The organism is Methyloglobulus sp. (genome assembly GCF_040079455.1).
Lineage (GTDB): Bacteria > Pseudomonadota > Gammaproteobacteria > Methylococcales > Methylomonadaceae > Methyloglobulus.
The window spans coordinates 1-15448 of sequence record NZ_JBEBKJ010000085.1; the positions used below are offsets into that span (position 1 = coordinate 1).

General features: G+C 45.1%; 16 protein-coding genes and 1 pseudogene. 7 read left to right on the forward strand and 10 right to left on the reverse strand.

Annotated elements, in window-relative coordinates; genetic code table 11:
* Together ABL924_RS15200 and ABL924_RS15205 are read left to right on the forward strand one after the other, a co-directional pair.
* The coding region (locus ABL924_RS15200; protein WP_349027948.1) for an HNH endonuclease family protein at positions 1 to 972 on the forward strand (972 nt) is incomplete at its 5' end.
* Between the two features lie 116 nt (positions 973 to 1088).
* Complete coding sequence (locus tag ABL924_RS15205; protein ID WP_349027949.1) at positions 1089 to 1610, forward strand: hypothetical protein; 522 nt, start codon at positions 1089 to 1091, stop codon at positions 1608 to 1610.
* A gap of 33 nt (positions 1611 to 1643) precedes the next feature.
* On the opposite strand, the gene ABL924_RS15210 is transcribed toward ABL924_RS15205, so the two are convergent.
* Complete coding sequence (locus ABL924_RS15210) at positions 1644 to 2825, reverse strand: D-alanyl-D-alanine carboxypeptidase (RefSeq protein WP_349027950.1); 1182 nt, start codon at positions 2823 to 2825, stop codon at positions 1644 to 1646.
* 111 nt (positions 2826 to 2936) lie between these two features.
* Entirely contained in the window at positions 2937 to 3464 is a 528-nt protein-coding gene (locus ABL924_RS15215; protein ID WP_349027951.1) for a transposase, read from the reverse strand.
* Between the two features lie 79 nt (positions 3465 to 3543).
* Here ABL924_RS15215 and ABL924_RS15220 point away from each other — a divergent pair, with 79 nt between their 5' ends.
* A complete protein-coding gene (locus ABL924_RS15220) occupies positions 3544 to 3795 on the forward strand; it encodes a hypothetical protein (protein WP_349027952.1) in 252 nt (83 codons plus the stop codon).
* A 211-nt stretch (positions 3796 to 4006) separates the two neighbouring features.
* Here ABL924_RS15220 and ABL924_RS15225 read toward each other — a convergent pair whose 3' ends face one another.
* A complete protein-coding gene (locus tag ABL924_RS15225; protein ID WP_349027953.1) occupies positions 4007 to 5014 on the reverse strand; it encodes an IS110 family transposase in 1008 nt (335 codons plus the stop codon).
* 375 nt (positions 5015 to 5389) lie between these two features.
* On the opposite strand from ABL924_RS15225, the gene ABL924_RS15230 reads away from it, so the two are divergent.
* Positions 5390 to 6427 carry a DUF4325 domain-containing protein gene (locus ABL924_RS15230; protein WP_349027954.1) on the forward strand — a complete coding sequence of 346 codons (1038 nt, stop codon included), beginning with the start codon at positions 5390 to 5392 and terminating at the stop codon, positions 6425 to 6427.
* Between the two features lie 102 nt (positions 6428 to 6529).
* Here the strand turns inward: ABL924_RS15230 and ABL924_RS15235 are convergent, their stop codons facing one another.
* The 6 genes from ABL924_RS15235 to ABL924_RS15260 all read right to left on the reverse strand — a co-directional run bounded on the left by ABL924_RS15235 (position 6530) and on the right by ABL924_RS15260 (position 10825).
* Positions 6530 to 6673: a hypothetical protein gene (locus ABL924_RS15235; protein ID WP_349027955.1), complete on the reverse strand. Its 144-nt coding sequence runs from the start codon at positions 6671 to 6673 to the stop codon at positions 6530 to 6532.
* A 49-nt stretch (positions 6674 to 6722) separates the two neighbouring features.
* Complete coding sequence (locus tag ABL924_RS15240; protein ID WP_349027956.1) at positions 6723 to 6941, reverse strand: hypothetical protein; 219 nt, start codon at positions 6939 to 6941, stop codon at positions 6723 to 6725.
* 145 nt (positions 6942 to 7086) lie between these two features.
* Complete coding sequence (locus tag ABL924_RS15245; RefSeq protein ID WP_349027957.1) at positions 7087 to 8019, reverse strand: hypothetical protein; 933 nt, start codon at positions 8017 to 8019, stop codon at positions 7087 to 7089.
* Positions 8020 to 8234: 215 nt separating this feature from the next.
* Positions 8235 to 8816 (reverse strand): hypothetical protein, encoded by a 582-nt coding sequence (locus ABL924_RS15250; RefSeq protein ID WP_349027958.1) that lies wholly within the window; start codon positions 8814 to 8816, stop codon positions 8235 to 8237.
* 313 nt (positions 8817 to 9129) lie between these two features.
* Entirely contained in the window at positions 9130 to 9960 is an 831-nt protein-coding gene (locus tag ABL924_RS15255; protein ID WP_349027959.1) for a TIM barrel protein, read from the reverse strand.
* Positions 9950 to 10825, reverse strand: coding sequence for an NAD(P)-dependent oxidoreductase (locus tag ABL924_RS15260; protein ID WP_349027960.1), 876 nt, complete (start codon positions 10823 to 10825; stop codon positions 9950 to 9952). Before ABL924_RS15260 ends, ABL924_RS15255 begins: the two co-directional genes overlap by 11 nt.
* Before the next feature lie 39 nt (positions 10826 to 10864).
* Between ABL924_RS15260 and acpA the strand changes: the two genes are divergently transcribed.
* From acpA to ABL924_RS15275, 3 genes are all read left to right on the forward strand, one after another.
* Positions 10865 to 12640, forward strand: a complete 1776-nt coding sequence (gene acpA, locus ABL924_RS15265) for an acid phosphatase (protein WP_349027961.1) — start codon at positions 10865 to 10867, stop codon at positions 12638 to 12640.
* Positions 12641 to 12724: 84 nt separating this feature from the next.
* Entirely contained in the window at positions 12725 to 14404 is a 1680-nt protein-coding gene (gene ggt / locus ABL924_RS15270) for a gamma-glutamyltransferase (protein ID WP_349027962.1), read from the forward strand.
* A complete protein-coding gene (locus tag ABL924_RS15275) occupies positions 14389 to 15102 on the forward strand; it encodes a 4'-phosphopantetheinyl transferase superfamily protein (RefSeq protein WP_349027963.1) in 714 nt (237 codons plus the stop codon). The genes ggt and ABL924_RS15275 overlap by 16 nt, the downstream gene beginning before the upstream one ends.
* A gap of 87 nt (positions 15103 to 15189) precedes the next feature.
* On the opposite strand, the pseudogene ABL924_RS15280 reads toward ABL924_RS15275, so the two are convergent.
* A pseudogene (locus tag ABL924_RS15280) lies at positions 15190 to 15448 on the reverse strand (hypothetical protein); the annotation flags it as partial.

Here is a 15448-nt window from a genome sequence, read left to right on the forward strand (position 1 = left end):
GATAATAATATTCCAGATGATGAGTTAAATGAACTTGATGAAAGTTGGTCTGAAATAGTTTCCCAACTAGGGGAAAGCAATTTCACAGACTTTATTCGTTATCATCATAATTTCCAAGCAACATTAGTTACAAAGAAAGACCTATTTTCATCGGTTCGGAAGTTAATCAATACGCCAGAAAAAGCTTATGAGTATCTTCGCTCTTTAAGTCAATACGCGCCTGTTTATGCCTCGCTTTTAAATCCGCATGATGAATGGTGGGCTAACCAAGATGTTGTTTATCGTGATGTTAAAAAGTATCTAGAAGGATTTGACCTGTTTAACATTAAACAGCCACTTACCGTTCTAATGGTTGCCTTTACTCAGTTTTCTGGTGAGGAATTTGTAAAACTTTCCAAGTATTTGTACATTCTAGCTATTAGATACAATGTCATCTGTCATCTTTCTCCTAATGAGCAAGAAAATGCTTATAATCAGCTCGCGATAAAAATCCACGCAAAGGAATGTACTCGTGCAAGTCATGTTAAAAATAGTGATATTTTTAGAAAACTTTATCCTAGTGATGAGTCATTTTTTAATGCTTTTGAATTCCATAAAATGCCAAGTAAGCGTTCTGCAAAAAAAATAAGATTTCTTTTGGCTGAGATAGAAACTTATTTGGGGCATGAAACAGACCCTACCAAAACAACGTTAGAGCATGTTTGTCCTTATAATCCTGATGAGGACTGGGATAGTTATTTTGGAGAGGGTGTTAATGACATTCAAGATCGTTTGGGCAATGTGGTTTTGCTTGAGAAGGATGAATTAAAAAGAGCAAGTTTTGAAAATAAAAAACGCGCTTATTTAGAAGCTCACTACCCATTGGCTCAACAAGTAGCCTCTTATGACAAATGGAACTTACAAAACTTGAATGCTTTCCAAGCGTGGCTATCAAACCAAGCGGTAGAAACTTGGAAAGTTTCATATAAATAACAAAAGATAGAGCCATAGGATTTGCTGAACGAAGGGAAGCGCATCCTTCGTGAAAGATGCGTCTCTCTCATTGCGTCATCCTATTAATCTATATGCTTTATTTTTATTGTTTCTAAATGATTCAATTTCGTTGTACAAAGAAAGTCCAGGATTTTCTTGGGGTAAAACCCAGGGAGCTATGTGAAATAAAAGAACCTGATTCGGTGCTTGGAAACTGGTATGTAAATACCTTCAAGATAGGCCATCGCAATTTAGTGATTTATATGAATGAGCGCACCCTGTTGTCGTTCATTTTGGTAGGGGTCAAAAAATCTGAATCTATAAAAATCATTTCTGGTTTCTCGGCAGGTCTGGCGCAGTTACTAAAAGCAGAAGGGTTCAGCGGCGATCAAATTAATCATATACTTCCACATGAAATGGAAATTGAACTGACAAAAACAAGCGACAAAAGCTTGCTTGGCAATATGAATGATTTGGTTTATTTATATTGTGCACACATTGCCCACAGCGAGGACTCTCTTGGGACTATCGACATCGGCGAGATTATAATGAAGATTAATAGAACTCCGCAAAGAGTAATTAATTGGAAATATTCAATCGACGTAGCAAGGGAAGTTATTCGGATAAAAGCGATATAATTTAAGCAAGTAGCCTACTTGAACAACTGCCGATTACCTCCCTGAAAGCTCCCGAGCGATACGGTTTTTCAGGTGATTGGGTACGCTTTCATTCATAACCACAGCAAAAGGTTGCCACTCACCACGCTTAACCAAATAACCTGCCAGCGCACTAACACCGCTCAAAGTTCCAGATTTTGCGTATATACCAGGTTCGATTTCAGGCAACAAATGCTTCCAATCGCGGAACGCAAGCAGCAGTTCCGTCAGTTGCTGCGGCGACAGTCGGTTAGTGCGAGATAAGCCAGCACCATCTGCCAATGAAAAGCGCTTCCAAGCAAAACGACGGAAAAGCGTTTCTTCCATATAGCGTTGTACATCGGTTGCATTAGCGGGGCGGCGGTAGGCTTCCGCACTTAACGTCAAAATTAACTGGTTGGCAACGAAATTGGTAGAATATTTCAGCATCGGGCGCAGCATTTCACCCAGTGTTTTACTGTTAACGTGGGTATAAAACACCTTCTGGGTTGAAGCCTGACCAAAAACGATTTGAGAGCCGACTGCAACGCCATGTTTCCGTAGAAAAGCCCCTAACAATTCCCCAAAATAGTTCTCGGCATTGTGCGGATTAGGGCCGGTGTTGACACGCAACTCACCGCTCTTGCTTGAACTCCCTAAGCTTTCTGCAAAAGCCGTTAAAGGCGTAAGCGATTCTGCGGATACCACTTGACCACCGACTTTCTTTACAGCTACTGTATTGAAATTAGCAGCAACGGCAGTTGGCACTGCATCGTAAGGATTGTCAGTCGTACCTGTGCCCGGCAGCACTAAATTCGGCTGAAATAATGAGCTATCAATACCGATAGCTTTAATTTGCGTTAAGCCTTTCTGTTTAAGGTTTCTAGCAACAACATCCAATTCTTCAGAAACCAGATAAGGGTCGCCGCTGCCTTTTACCCAAAGTGTTTGGGTCGATTCGTCCAGATAAAACTCTGTGTGAAAACGATGTTGTTCACCCCAATGGGTTAATGCCATCCAGGCAGTCGCCAACTTGGTGGTCGATGCTGGCATTAGCGGCGTATCGGCATGATCGGCTAAGACAGTCTGTCCGTTAGCAGCCAAAACCAGGAGTCCTGCGTTATTTAGCCTGGAAAATGCAATCAATGCATCGCCTGCGTTACTCGGAACAGAGGTTGACAAAGCTACAACAAGTAAGCATGTAAAAATTACTTTCATTTCAGCCAGTTGAGTTTGAAAATTGATCGGAGTTTAATCATTACTTAGGTGTTTTGTAGGATGGTGCTGAGGTACGAAGCCCAACAGAGCTTACATTAACCCCATTGTCGATTATTCCGCTGCCGTTGGCAAACCACCTATATCACCGCACCAATCCGCCGCCAGAATGCCATCATGCACATAGCGATGGAAGGTCGAATAAGGCCAATCCTGTACTCGGCTGACATAGCCATGTTTCAAGGGATTGGCTTGAATATAGTCGATATGGCTTACATGATCCAACTCCGTAGTAATTGTGTGTTCCCAATAACGCCGCTGCCATATTCCTCGTTCTGCACGTTTACGCCGCGTCGCCGATAAGCGCTCGGTACGCGGCAAACCTTTGGCAAACAATAATTTGATCAACCGCCAACGTACCGGAAAATCATCGGTATCAGGTGGCAACGTCCACACACAATGCAAATCATCCGGCAGCACCACCCAGGCATCGATATGGAACGGGTATAAGCGTTTCACCCTCCGAACCGAATCACGTAACAGGTCAATATGGTCAGTCAGCAACGTTCGCCGCCGCTCCAGTAAATTGACCGTAAAAAAATAACACCCGCCCACCACAAAGTTGCGTCGATAATCAAGCATAAAGCATTTCCGAATCAATAGAAAGAATCAACGGAAATAATAGCATAGGCATTGGGTGGTTTCGCGCGAGCAAACCGCCATGCCAAAGCAAATGCGCCGCATAAACAATTCACCAGGGGTAAAAAACCGCCTGATAAACCCTGAAAAGAGTTTCGATTCCGTGGTTTCGTTTCGGTGGATTGCTCGCGCGAATCCACCTTACGTTCAACCATCTTACGGGTTAGGCATAAAACATATCGGCATCAATAGAAAAATCAACGGAAATAATAGCATAGGCATAGGGCGGTTTCGCGCGAGCAAACCGCCATGCCAAAACAATTGTGCCGCATAAACAATTCACCAGGGATAAAAAAACCACTTGATAAACCATGCAAAGGTTTCAGCCCCGTAGCTTCGTTTAGGTGGATTGCTAACGCGAATCCACCTTACGTTCAACCATCTTACGGGTTATGTTGAAAACCAGGAAACCTTGTATCAGAAGTATTTGAAGCTGACAAAAAAGTAAAACGTAGATACCATCTCTCCGTATCAATCGCAAGTGGTCAATTTGCCACTTGAGGTTGATAAGGTTGTTGGTGTTTGAGGACACCAAAACAAATCTGCACCAGTTTCCGCATGGCTGCGCCTAACGCCGACATTTTGCTTTTGCCGTTGCCGGTCAGTCGCAGGTATTGGGCTTGATGTCGGGATTGTAAGTGGTCGCCACCACCGCCGCCATGTACAGTTTGGCGCGGATGCGGATGGCCGGGTTTCCCGGCCTTGGAAAGCTTGGCGCGTCCCCTGACGCTGCTGCCGGATTCGTGCTGTACGGGGACCAGCCCCAAATAGGCGGCGCACTGGCTGGCACTGTCGAATGGGCGGCTGCCGATGACCATCAACATCCGGGTGGCGATGACTTTGCCTACGCCCGGGATGCTTTCCAGCAACGCTTTGTTTTGTTTGAGTAGTTCATGATTGTTAAGGTGTTCTTCAATCAGTTTTTCCAATTGTTGCCGTTCGGCATCAAGCGTCCCGATGATTTGCGCCAACGAGGCTAAGATGGCTGGCGGGGCTTGGCTAATTTCAGCCTTTTCTCGCCGGTTGCGTTCCCGTTGCAAGTCCTTTTCAAGACTGTCCAGGCGCGCCACCAGGGCTTTCAAGGTACCGATTTCAAGGGCTTCCGGTTGCCACCGCTTGGGTTTTTCGTGTAACCCATAACGCGCCAGCACCACGCTGTCCTTTTTGTCGTTCTTGCTCCGCACACCCAGGCTTTGGGCGTAAAACTTGACCTGTGCCGGGTTGACAACCGACACGTTGGCCCCTTTGTCATAGAGATAAACCGCCAATTGCCCGTGGCAAACCCCCGTCGCCTCCATGACAAAATGTAAGCCGCTGATCGACAAGCCCGTGTGTTTTAGTGACCATTCGACCAAACTCGACCAACCTGTCAGTGCGTTGGGAAACACTTTTGCTTTCAATTTGTTGTTTTCGTCAAGCCAAGCACAGTCCAGTTTGGCTTTGCTGACATCGATACCAATAACATTCATTTCTTTGCGACTCCCCTTGTTCATTCAGCCTCATTCCCCAATAGGAAGGACTCGGATACCATTCAGTGTTAAGAAAATAGGTGCATGGGTTTAATCTACGTTACAGGCTTTATGCCTAAGGGTGGACCCAAACTCTGATCATGCACCACCATGATATAATGCTAGCTAAGCAATTATATCCGGCTTTGGAGAGATACAAGGGTGGTGCTGCCAACAATTCGGCGCATCAAACGTTGGGGTTCGTGCCTCACCCCAACCGAGCTATCGCTCACATAATCTAACCTTATTCGTTAGGCTTAAAAACAAATATAGAAAGGTAAGGTTGACAAAATAACACATAAAGTTGACAATTATCTCTAATAAGGTTGACAAAAGCTAATTATTTAGGAGGCATTTTTTGTGGCTGGGGTTAGAAAAAGAGGAGAACAAATAAGGCAATTTATTCTTGATAATGTTGAACATAATTCAAAAGACATTGTAAATGTCACATGCCGTGCTTTTGATATATCACGACAAGGGGTAAATAAACATATGCAACGCCTTGTTGAGCAAAAGAGCATTTTAATTAAAGGGGCGACTAAAAATAGGCATTACTACTTACATCCGTTAGTCGAATGGGTGGAAATATTCTCATTAGACAAGACTATATCAGAAGACATTGTTTGGCGTGTACATATAGCTCCTTTGCTTGGCGAACTTCCTGGCAATGTTATTGATATTTGGCATTTTGGCGTAACAGAAATGTTCAACAATGCAATTGACCATTCAAGCGGACAACATGCGACGGTGACATTAAAAAAAACAGCAACATCATCGGAAGTTGTTATTTACGACAATGGCGAAGGAATTTTTAAGAAAATTCAACGGGCAATGGGTTTATACGATGAACGCCACTCGGTGCTTGAATTAGCGAAGGGCAAGCTAACAACAGACCCCGCCAACCACTCAGGAGAAGGAATATTTTTCTCGTCAAGGATGTTTGACAATTTTACGATTTTTTCTGGGAACGTTTATTTCTCACATACACACGGAGAAGTTGAAGACTGGATTTTAGAGCAACAACATCCCAATACAGGCACTATAGTAGTCATGCGGCTTTCAAACAACACATCAAGAACAGCTAAGCAAGTATTTGACAGCTTTACTTCGGGTGACGACTATGGGTTTACAAAAACGGTCGTTCCTGTCCGGTTGACGCAGTATGGGGATGATAAATTGGTGTCGCGGTCACAAGCCAAAAGGCTATTGCTAAGGATTGATAAATTTAAAACCGTACTGTTTGATTTTAATGGGGTGGAATCCATAGGTCAGTCTTTTGCAGACGAGCTTTTCCGAGTATTCCCAAGCCAGCACCCCAATATGGAGTTAATTCCAACACATGCGAATGAAGCTGTAATGCAAATGATAAAGAGAGCGCGCGTACATGATACTGCCTAACGTACGTTATACGACAACCTTGACCTCCCCCTTAGGTAGAAAGCTCAACAATTCGGTGCATCAAGCGTTGGGGTTCGTACCTCAACCCCACCTTGCTACAATTTAACCGCCGTACGGATGTCCTCGTTCCGCGAGATAGGTGTGTGAGCCGGACTGGGCATACCCCGTCACGCGTTGGAAATAATAGCATAGGCGTAGGGTGGTTTCGCGCGAGCAAACCGCCATGCCAAAGCAAATGCGCCGCATAAACAATTCACCAGGGGTAAAAAACCGCTTGATAAACCATGCAAAGGTTTCAGCTCCGTGGTTTCGTTTCGGTGGATTGCTCGCGCGAATCCACCTTACAAGTCACCGTACAATTTAACCGCCGTACGGACGTGGAAGCTCCGATGTAGTAGAAGTATGCCGCGATAAAAATACAGAGGAATCCCATTGCCAATTGATAAGCAATCGCCGCCCACTTTTCCTGATAAACGATGATTGAGCCATCTTCAAACTTTACTCGGAGACGCATAGGTAAGAATTCCTCGTCCCCAGCCTAACGTAAAGCTAAGGGGCGTGCCGCTCACGGACGCCAAACGAAGCCACAAGGGCTTGATAAAATGCAAAACTACAAAACTGCCATGAGGCGGCACGTCCCTTTAAGCGCCATGTTAGGCTTATCGTTTACACGATTCTTTTACGTTCACACTCTCAATTTCTCCCCTGAGTTTAGCGGCAAGACTTACTTCTCGACACTCTTCCTCTTCTGCTGAAGTTACGTCTGCACACCATACTTCAGGGTTTATATCTTTACCTTTCGCTTGATATTGATATGCAGCAACAATACATTTTTGAACCAGTCTTTCTTGATTTATCTTAACAAAGACATTTAATGTCGCAGTAAGTGTTCCTACTGTGGCTGTTAGTGTCGTTTCTCCTTGTTGCGACAGACCCTCAACAGTGTCTTGACCTGTTCGCCGAATAATCGCAGGATCATCAATCACATAACCACTAGCAACTATGTCATTTATTCGTCTTTCAATGCCATCGCTGTATGTTCCAAGCAGTTTAAATCTTAATGATTGTTGCTCCGAAATTTCGACATCTGGATCTTCATAGCGAATACTTTGCAAGGTAAGATTCGTTGGTGCTTGTATATTAATAATATGAACATTTTGTCCTATTAGCCGATTATTTGAATAACCAAAAGCAGTCATTTTCAACTGACCTATAAAATCCTTAGGTATAGGAAATGTAAAACTATTGCTTTGCGACAACGGCGCTACTCTAGTTTCAAAAGAGGCTAAATCAGTTCCCAGCAGCTCATAAGTTAAGTTTATTTTATCTATATTTTGTTGGATTATGTCAAAGCTAATGGTGTTTCCAGACGTTTTGTCGCCAGTAAAAGAATTTGGATTAATTGCAAGACCCGTTGATGTTATACCAGCACTACCAATGCCTTGTTCTAGTTCTGCTAACTCTACGGCATTCCGCTGAGACACTTTGTCATATATCATTGAGACTAAGAATACGCCGATCAGAATGGCAAAAAACACCCCCAGCAGTTTGAGGATGCTAGTGACGTTAATAGTGGATTTATCTTTTTTCATATTGGATGGGTTCGAGTAGAGGGCCTAACGTAAAGCTAACCGGGCGCGGCACGGGAAGCTAAAAAACAAAACCGTAGTATAACCGCGCTCCGGTTGAGCATTGGGTTAGGCCAATTTTTAGCATGACCCTAAAATACAACTTGGAAAAATCCGTGTCACAATCAATTCCATGCGATCCGTTTACGATTATGACGGTTTGCTAGCGCGAAACCATCTTACGGGTTCACCTTTTCCAACAAATCGGGGTTGATATGGCTCGCCCCCGAAGCAGCAGGGGTCGATATTGAATTAAGCAGGACACCCTTGCCAGTTATTGGGCCGTCAACAAAAACGGCGAAATAGTAATATTCGTGAGTATTGATGTCTTGCTCATATATTACGCGCTCCGTCTTTAGCCTAGTGCCAGCGGGTATCATCCCTTTGATCGCTGCCCATCTTTTCAGGTCTGATTTATATGCTTCTATTGACCCTGGTATGGCAATAGGTTTCCCAGTTTCGGGGTTCCATCCAAAAAACCCGCCCCTAGGCAGGAGAAGCTCATCTTCATCGAATTTGGTGATAAAAATTTTGCCATAAACCAAATCAAGCTTAAGCCTATACACTTGGTTCCGGCCATAGCTTTCCCAGACATCCACGCCCTGGTAGCTATCCATTTCAGTCACATCCTCGGTGTCACTCACTAAAGCCTGTCCGACTAGGACAACCATTGTTGTGGCTATCGCGCCGCAACCACTGCTTATGCCGAGCAATACAAGAACCATCACGATAATAAACAGCCTTTGGTTCTTCACAAACATAACACAGCCTCCTTGGAAACCTGTAGTGGCTCATGTTCACCGACAAAAGACTAACGTGATATATACGACATTAAATGTCTTATAAAAATCGTAATTTGTCGTATATTCATTATTTAATATCGCTATCTAACTGTTTATAAATGTTTTTATGTAAGCAAATGCGACAATCCATGAAAACAATTACGACATTAATGTAACTGAAAACGTACTTGCATGGTTCGCGGAAAGTTCATTGTAAAATCTCTAGTGAATAGATGCCGAAATCGAGATTAACTATAGCTTAATTCCTAGATTTTGCTTGGATTCATCGCGGTTATTTACTCAACCACCCAAAACTGTCACAACTAGCCTCAACAGGCTTATATTCCGCCCCGCACCAGCCTGAATAATTTGAATTTTCGATAACAGAAAAAAATTGCTGGAAATCAATTTCACCCGTGCCAGGCTGGCCTCGACCTGGACAATCGGCAAACTGGATATGGCCGATCTTATCGGCATGACGGGCAATAAAATCAGCCGTGTTCTCGCCCATGCGGTGCATGTGATAAATGTCGTATTGCATGAACAGATTGGGGTGCTTGAGTTGCTTTACAATGCTAAGCATCTGCTTACCGCTGTAGACCAGAAAGTCCGGCATGTCGTAAGTATTAATGGCCTCAAACACTGCTTTTATCCTTAACGGCGCTAAGGTGTCGGCAGCCAGCAACAGGTTTTCCTTGAAGGTTTCCAGGTAACGCGATTTTTGGCGCTTATCCAAACACCGCCCAGGGAGAATATTGATGGCTTCCGGTTTTACATAATGGGCATAAGCCACCGCTTGCGTTATGGCATCTTCAAATTGCTCTTTTTTTTCCGGTACACTGGCAAGCCCTTCGCCGCCTTGCAGTAGGTCGCCTGCGGCAACGTTGAACAGCACCAGCTTCAACTGCTGCTCCGCCAACAAGCCAGCCATAATTTCCGGATGTACGCTGTAAGGAAATTGGATTTCTACCGCATCAAAACCGCACGCTTTAGCCGCCTGAAAGCGGTCAATCAGTTCGAATTCGCTAAACAACATGCTGAGGTTGGCGCTGAATTTAAGCGGCTTTGATGCTCGCCCTTCGACAAGCTCAGGACGAACGGAATCAGATAGTTTATTTTTCATACAACTTGATTAGCGTGGCAGGATCCTGCTCCAGATGCCCGTTAACTCCATGTAATTGCATCAACTGTGCCGCGAGGCTGGACATGGGAACAGCGTTGTTACACTGTTTGGCAATATCCGCTGCCATGCTTAGGTCTTTCAATAAGGTTTTGACGCGCCATTTAATAGGCTCGAATTGCTCCAAAGCCATTTCCGTGCCGGTAATTTGTAAGGGCTTGGAGTCCGCAAAGCCACCTGCCAAAGCTTGCGGTATTTTTGCCGCATCGACTCCGGCCTGTTTTGCCAACGCAATCATCTCGGCAATGACCATGACATTGCAACTAACAATCATCTGGTTGCAGATTTTGGTGACCTGCCCACTGCCGACTTCGCCCATGTGCGTTAGTTGTCGGTACAGTGGCGTCAAGACTTCCCTTGCGACAGCAATATCGGCTTCACTGCCGCCCGCCATAATCGCCAGATTGCCTTGCTCCGCACCTGCCATCCCGCCGGAAACTGGCGCATCCACCCAGCCCATACCGCATTGTTTACGCAACAGTGCCGCTAATTGTTTGGTGTTTTCAGGGTGAATGCTGGATAAATCAATCAGCAACTTGCCAGTCGAACCATTGCTGGCAATATCGTTACGGACAATCGACTCGACAACTTCGGTATCAGCGAGACACAAAATAATCACATCGACCGCCTTCACCAGTTCTGCAACTGACGAACAGGCAATAGCTCCGGCTTCAGTGACTGTTTGCATTTTTTCTGGGCTGCGGTTCCAAACGTAAACCTTATTACCCGCATTGAGCAAACGTAAGGCCATGGGTTTACCCATTAAACCAATGCCGATAAAGCCGAGAATAAGATTATGTGAAGTCATTAAATTTAGTTAGATGTAATTTTTGGATAAAGTATCCGGATGTCTATTTTGCCCATTTTTAGAGGGTTTGCCGATAATTTCGAGTCCATTAATGTGTTACCATTCGTGATAAATAAAAAAGCGACCAGTCCAGCCGGAAAACATTGCATGAACATTATTCCCAAACATTTTACCCGAATTAAAAACCCAGATTGTGCAAAACCGAATGGCTTTTTTCATTCGTATTATGCGGTTGTTACTGTTTTACTGGTCTGTTGCAATTCCGTCGGTTTTGCGGCAAAAACGCCCCCAACAGCAAAGCCAACTTTAAGCGACATCGAACATATTATCGTCTTCTATGCTGAAAACCGCAGTTTCGATAACCTTTACGGCTTATTCCCAGGCGCAAATGGCGTCAAGCAGGCAACGAAGGAACAATATACCCAAGTCGATCACGACGGCAAACCATTCAAGGAGTTGCCTCCGATTTGGGCAAGCCAATTAGATAAGCCACCGCTGGCTGAACGCCTGCCAAATAAGCCGTTTCAAATTGATAAGCCTTCCTTGAATTTGCCTTTGTCTGCCAGGACGCGAGACTTGGTGCACAGCTATTACCAAAACATCGAACAAATCAACGGCGGCAAAAATAATAAATTCGCCGCCATATCTGATGCTGGCGGCCTTGTTATGGGCTATTACGATGGCTCAAAATTGCCGCTTTGGCAATGGGCGCAAGATTACGTACTCGCCGATAACTTTTTCATGGGCGCATTTGGCGGCTCTTTCTTGAACCATCAATGGCTGATCTGTGCCTGCACCCCGCAGATTCCAGAAGCGCCCGAAGAAGAGCGCGTAACACTGGATGAATACGGGCTACTTAAGCGTAGATATGATTCACCTCCTTCGGCCATGTATGGTGCACCTAAATTTGAAGGCAGTGGATTACCATTTACGCCAGATGGCTATCTGGTTGGGCCTAAGCAGCCGCCTTATCAACCTTCAAAAATTGTGCCTCCAAAAGACGGCGACCCTCGCTTTGCCGATCCTGACAAGCAACCGCTGCCACCCCAAACCACGAAAACGATTGGCGATACCCTAACCGCCAAAAACATCTCATGGGTATGGTATGCCGGCGGGTGGAAACAAGCCTTAGCTGATGGCGGACAAGCACCGGATATGAAACGCAGTGTGATTTATTCAGATAAAGCGGGAACAATCAACTTCCAGCCACACCACCAGCCGTTTAACTATTATGCCCGTTTTGCACCTGGCACGCCGGATCGAGAACAGCATTTGCAAGATGCTGACGATTTTCTATTGGCAATAGACAATGGCACATTGCCGCAAGTCGCCTTTTACAAACCCACTGGGCAATTTAATGAACATCCTGGTTACACCGATGTACTGTCCGGTGACCAACACTTGGTCGAGATACTTAATAAAATCAAAGAAAGCCCTGCTTGGGAAAAAACCGTTGTAATTATTACTTACGACGAGAATGGTGGGTTTTGGGATCACGTTGCACCACCGAAAGGTGACCGCTGGGGGCCAGGTACGCGCATACCCACCATCATTATCTCACCTTTTGCCAAGCGGCATTTTGTAGACCATACCTCATATGACACCACTTCAATCATCAAATTTATTACTCGGCGATTTGAGTTAGAACCGTTGCCTGGGGTACGCGCTAAGGCGGGTGATTTGGTAGGTGCGTTTGATTTCCAATCTGAAAGCGACGTATTGCAAGCTGAGTCCAAAGTGACCAAGCCGGTTGACACATTACCTGTCACCAAGAGTGCAAAGGTTAAAAAATCACACCGTAAATCAAAACATTAAAAATTACGTATTCTCACTGTTTTTGGGCTTTATGTTTAAAACGTACACAAACTTTGCCGTATCTAATCCTTAAATAAATTCAGGATGATAACGCTAACAAGATATACGGCACTCAGCAGCCTGTTCGCTTTACTCTGGACTGTTCAGGTTTATGCAACTAGTCCCAAAGTTGCCATTGCTTCTGCCCATCCCTTAGCGACTGAAGCAGGATTCGAGATCATCGCAAAGGGTGGCAATGTGTTTGATGCGGCGGTGGCAGTGAGTGCGGCGCTGGCCGTAGTTGAACCGGCAGGTTCAGGTTTGGGTGGTGGCGGTTACTGGTTGTTGCATCGGGCGAAGGATCATGCTGAAACCCTCATTGATGGCCGTGAAAAAGCACCGCTAGCCTCGCACAAAGATATGTTCCTGGATAAATCCGGCAAAGTGATACCGAAATTATCGCTTGATGGGGCATTGTCGGCGGCGATTCCAGGTTTACCCGCCGGACTGGTGCATTTGTCGGAAAAATATGGCCGACTGTCTCTGGCAGAAAGTTTAGCCCCTGCCATCCGACATGCCAAAAACGGTTTTGCTATCACTGAGCGGCACAGAAAAATGCTCACTTCCCGTGTCGATGTACTCAAAAAAGACCGCTCTACCGCAGCTATTTTCCTTTCTCACAGTTCAGTACCACAACCCTTCTCAATACTTAAACAACCTGATCTGGCGGAAACCCTAAAACAACTTGCCGAATCAGGCAGGAATGGATTTTACAGCGGGGAGATTGCTGAAAAATTGGTCAATGGCGTTCGTAAAGCTGGGGGGATATGGAGTCAGGAAGACCTTGATGCCTATCAAGTTATCGAGCGAACTCCAATTAAAGGAAACTATCAAGGCATAACTATAACAAGTGCGCCTCCGTCATCATCCGGCGGAATTGTCTTACTCGAAGCCGTGAATATACTTTCAGGCTTTGATTTGCAACACTCGGACGACATCACTCGTAAACACCTCGTAATAGAAACGATGCGCCGTGCTTACCATGACCGCGCCTTATATCTTGGTGATGCCGACTTTATCGACATTCCAGTTCAGCGCCTACTCAGCTTAGATTATGCCGCAGGATTGCGTAGCTCCATAAGGCCAGACAAAGCGTTACCCAGCGACTTTTTATCCGGCGACCTGCCGGAACAAGCGCAAGGAATACAAACCACGCATTTTTCAATTATTGACGAAGACGGCAACCGAGTTGCCGCAACCCTTAGCATCAATATGCCATTTGGTTCAGGATTTGCGCCAGAAGGTACAGGCGTTTTGCTAAATGATGAAATGGATGATTTTGCTAGCCTTCCGGGCGCTATGAACGGTTATGGACTGGTGGGTGGCATCGCTAATTCGATTGCGCCAGGAAAGCGCATGCTCTCCAGTATGACTCCTACCTTTCTGGAAACGCCTGATCGTATCGCCGTGTTAGGCACCCCCGGCGGTAGCCGGATTATCTCGATGGTTTTGCTGGGTGTGTTGGATTTTGCCAAAGGCAACAACCCTGATTCCTGGGTTAGCATCCCGCGCTTTCACCACCAATACATGCCCGATGTTATCGAATATGAGAAAGCTGCATTTTCTCAAAATGAAATTACAAAGCTATCAGCGCTAGGCCATCACTTAAAAGAAACCAAACGTAATTATGGCGATATGCAAGCCGTGCAGCTGGATAAAATCAAGAAGAAATTAACCGCCGCCAGTGATCCGCGAGGTGTAGGCAAAGCATGGGTAAGTCCTTAGTGGATGGACTAACAATCAAGCTTTGGAAAGGAAATATTGCCGAAACAGAATCCGATTACCCCTATTATTGGCAAATTCTTGACCAAACAGAACAACAACATGCTAACGATTTTAAAAACGAGCAATTACGCAGACGCTATGTGGAAATCCATGCTCGGTTAAGAATTCTACTGGGAAACGCCGTTAATGCTGCACCGAAACAACTGCGTATCCATAAGGCAGAATATGGCAAACCTTATCTCGCCGATTATCCTGAGCTGGCTTTTAATTTATCGCATACTGCCAATACGATGTTGCTGGCAATCGCACATAACTGTGAGCTGGGCGTTGATATTGAACAGTGTAAACCCAGAACAAATTTGGCGGCACTGGTTGATAAGTGCTTTGCTGAAGAAGAAAAAAGCTATTGGCAACAATTACCTAAATCCCAGCAAACACTAGCTTTCTACCAGTTCTGGACACGCAAAGAAGCGTTTGTGAAAGCAACAGGGAGAGGTATTGCATTAGGTTTAAAGCAGTGCGTTATCAATCCGAAAAAGCTGAAAGAACTTTTAAGAATTCCTGGTGGCTATGGACAAACCAGTGAATGGCTTATAAAAGATATTGATTTGGGCGAGTCTTTTTGTGGGGCGCTGGTAGCTAGAAATAAGGATATTAAGCACATCGTAAAGATGGATTATGTGATTCACTCGCTATAATTGCATGAATGGTAATATTACCGCAAAAAAAAACCGCCCCGAAGGGCGGTGAGTTATACAGAAGAAGTGTTTTGAATCAATATTGAATCAAACTGCCAACGCTTTAACTTGTTTGCGCCTGCCCATCAAGCCAGCAAAAGCGGAACCGAACAACCATACAGCCGCTGGAACCGGCACAGGAGCAAGTGTATTAAGATTGCCGACAGACAGACTTTGCCAGTTTGCTCCGCCATCCAAACTAAATCGACCGCCGTTAGCACCATTACAGCAACCTTCAGCCCAAAATGCTTCAAGGATGTGATTGCCTGATGTTAATGCGTTGGCACTGGAAGAAAGCAGTTGACTC

Bases quoted from the DNA above. Each gene is read 5' to 3' on its own strand.
- ABL924_RS15205 (WP_349027949.1), top strand. From the start codon at position 1,089: ATGATTCAATTTCGTTGTACAAAGAAAGTCCAGGATTTTCTTGGGGTA.
- ABL924_RS15210 (WP_349027950.1), bottom strand. From the start codon at position 2,825: ATGAAAGTAATTTTTACATGCTTACTTGTTGTAGCTTTGTCAACCTCT.
- ABL924_RS15215 (WP_349027951.1), bottom strand. From the start codon at position 3,464: ATGCTTGATTATCGACGCAACTTTGTGGTGGGCGGGTGTTATTTTTTT.
- ABL924_RS15220 (WP_349027952.1), top strand. From the start codon at position 3,544: ATGCCAAAGCAAATGCGCCGCATAAACAATTCACCAGGGGTAAAAAAC.
- ABL924_RS15225 (WP_349027953.1), bottom strand. From the start codon at position 5,014: ATGAACAAGGGGAGTCGCAAAGAAATGAATGTTATTGGTATCGATGTC.
- ABL924_RS15235 (WP_349027955.1), bottom strand. From the start codon at position 6,673: ATGCGGCGCATTTGCTTTGGCATGGCGGTTTGCTCGCGCGAAACCACC.
- ABL924_RS15240 (WP_349027956.1), bottom strand. From the start codon at position 6,941: ATGCGTCTCCGAGTAAAGTTTGAAGATGGCTCAATCATCGTTTATCAG.
- ABL924_RS15245 (WP_349027957.1), bottom strand. From the start codon at position 8,019: ATGAAAAAAGATAAATCCACTATTAACGTCACTAGCATCCTCAAACTG.
- ABL924_RS15250 (WP_349027958.1), bottom strand. From the start codon at position 8,816: ATGTTTGTGAAGAACCAAAGGCTGTTTATTATCGTGATGGTTCTTGTA.
- ABL924_RS15255 (WP_349027959.1), bottom strand. From the start codon at position 9,960: ATGAAAAATAAACTATCTGATTCCGTTCGTCCTGAGCTTGTCGAAGGG.
- ABL924_RS15260 (WP_349027960.1), bottom strand. From the start codon at position 10,825: ATGACTTCACATAATCTTATTCTCGGCTTTATCGGCATTGGTTTAATG.
- acpA (WP_349027961.1), top strand. From the start codon at position 10,865: ATGTCTATTTTGCCCATTTTTAGAGGGTTTGCCGATAATTTCGAGTCC.
- ggt (WP_349027962.1), top strand. From the start codon at position 12,725: ATGATAACGCTAACAAGATATACGGCACTCAGCAGCCTGTTCGCTTTA.
- ABL924_RS15275 (WP_349027963.1), top strand. From the start codon at position 14,389: ATGGGTAAGTCCTTAGTGGATGGACTAACAATCAAGCTTTGGAAAGGA.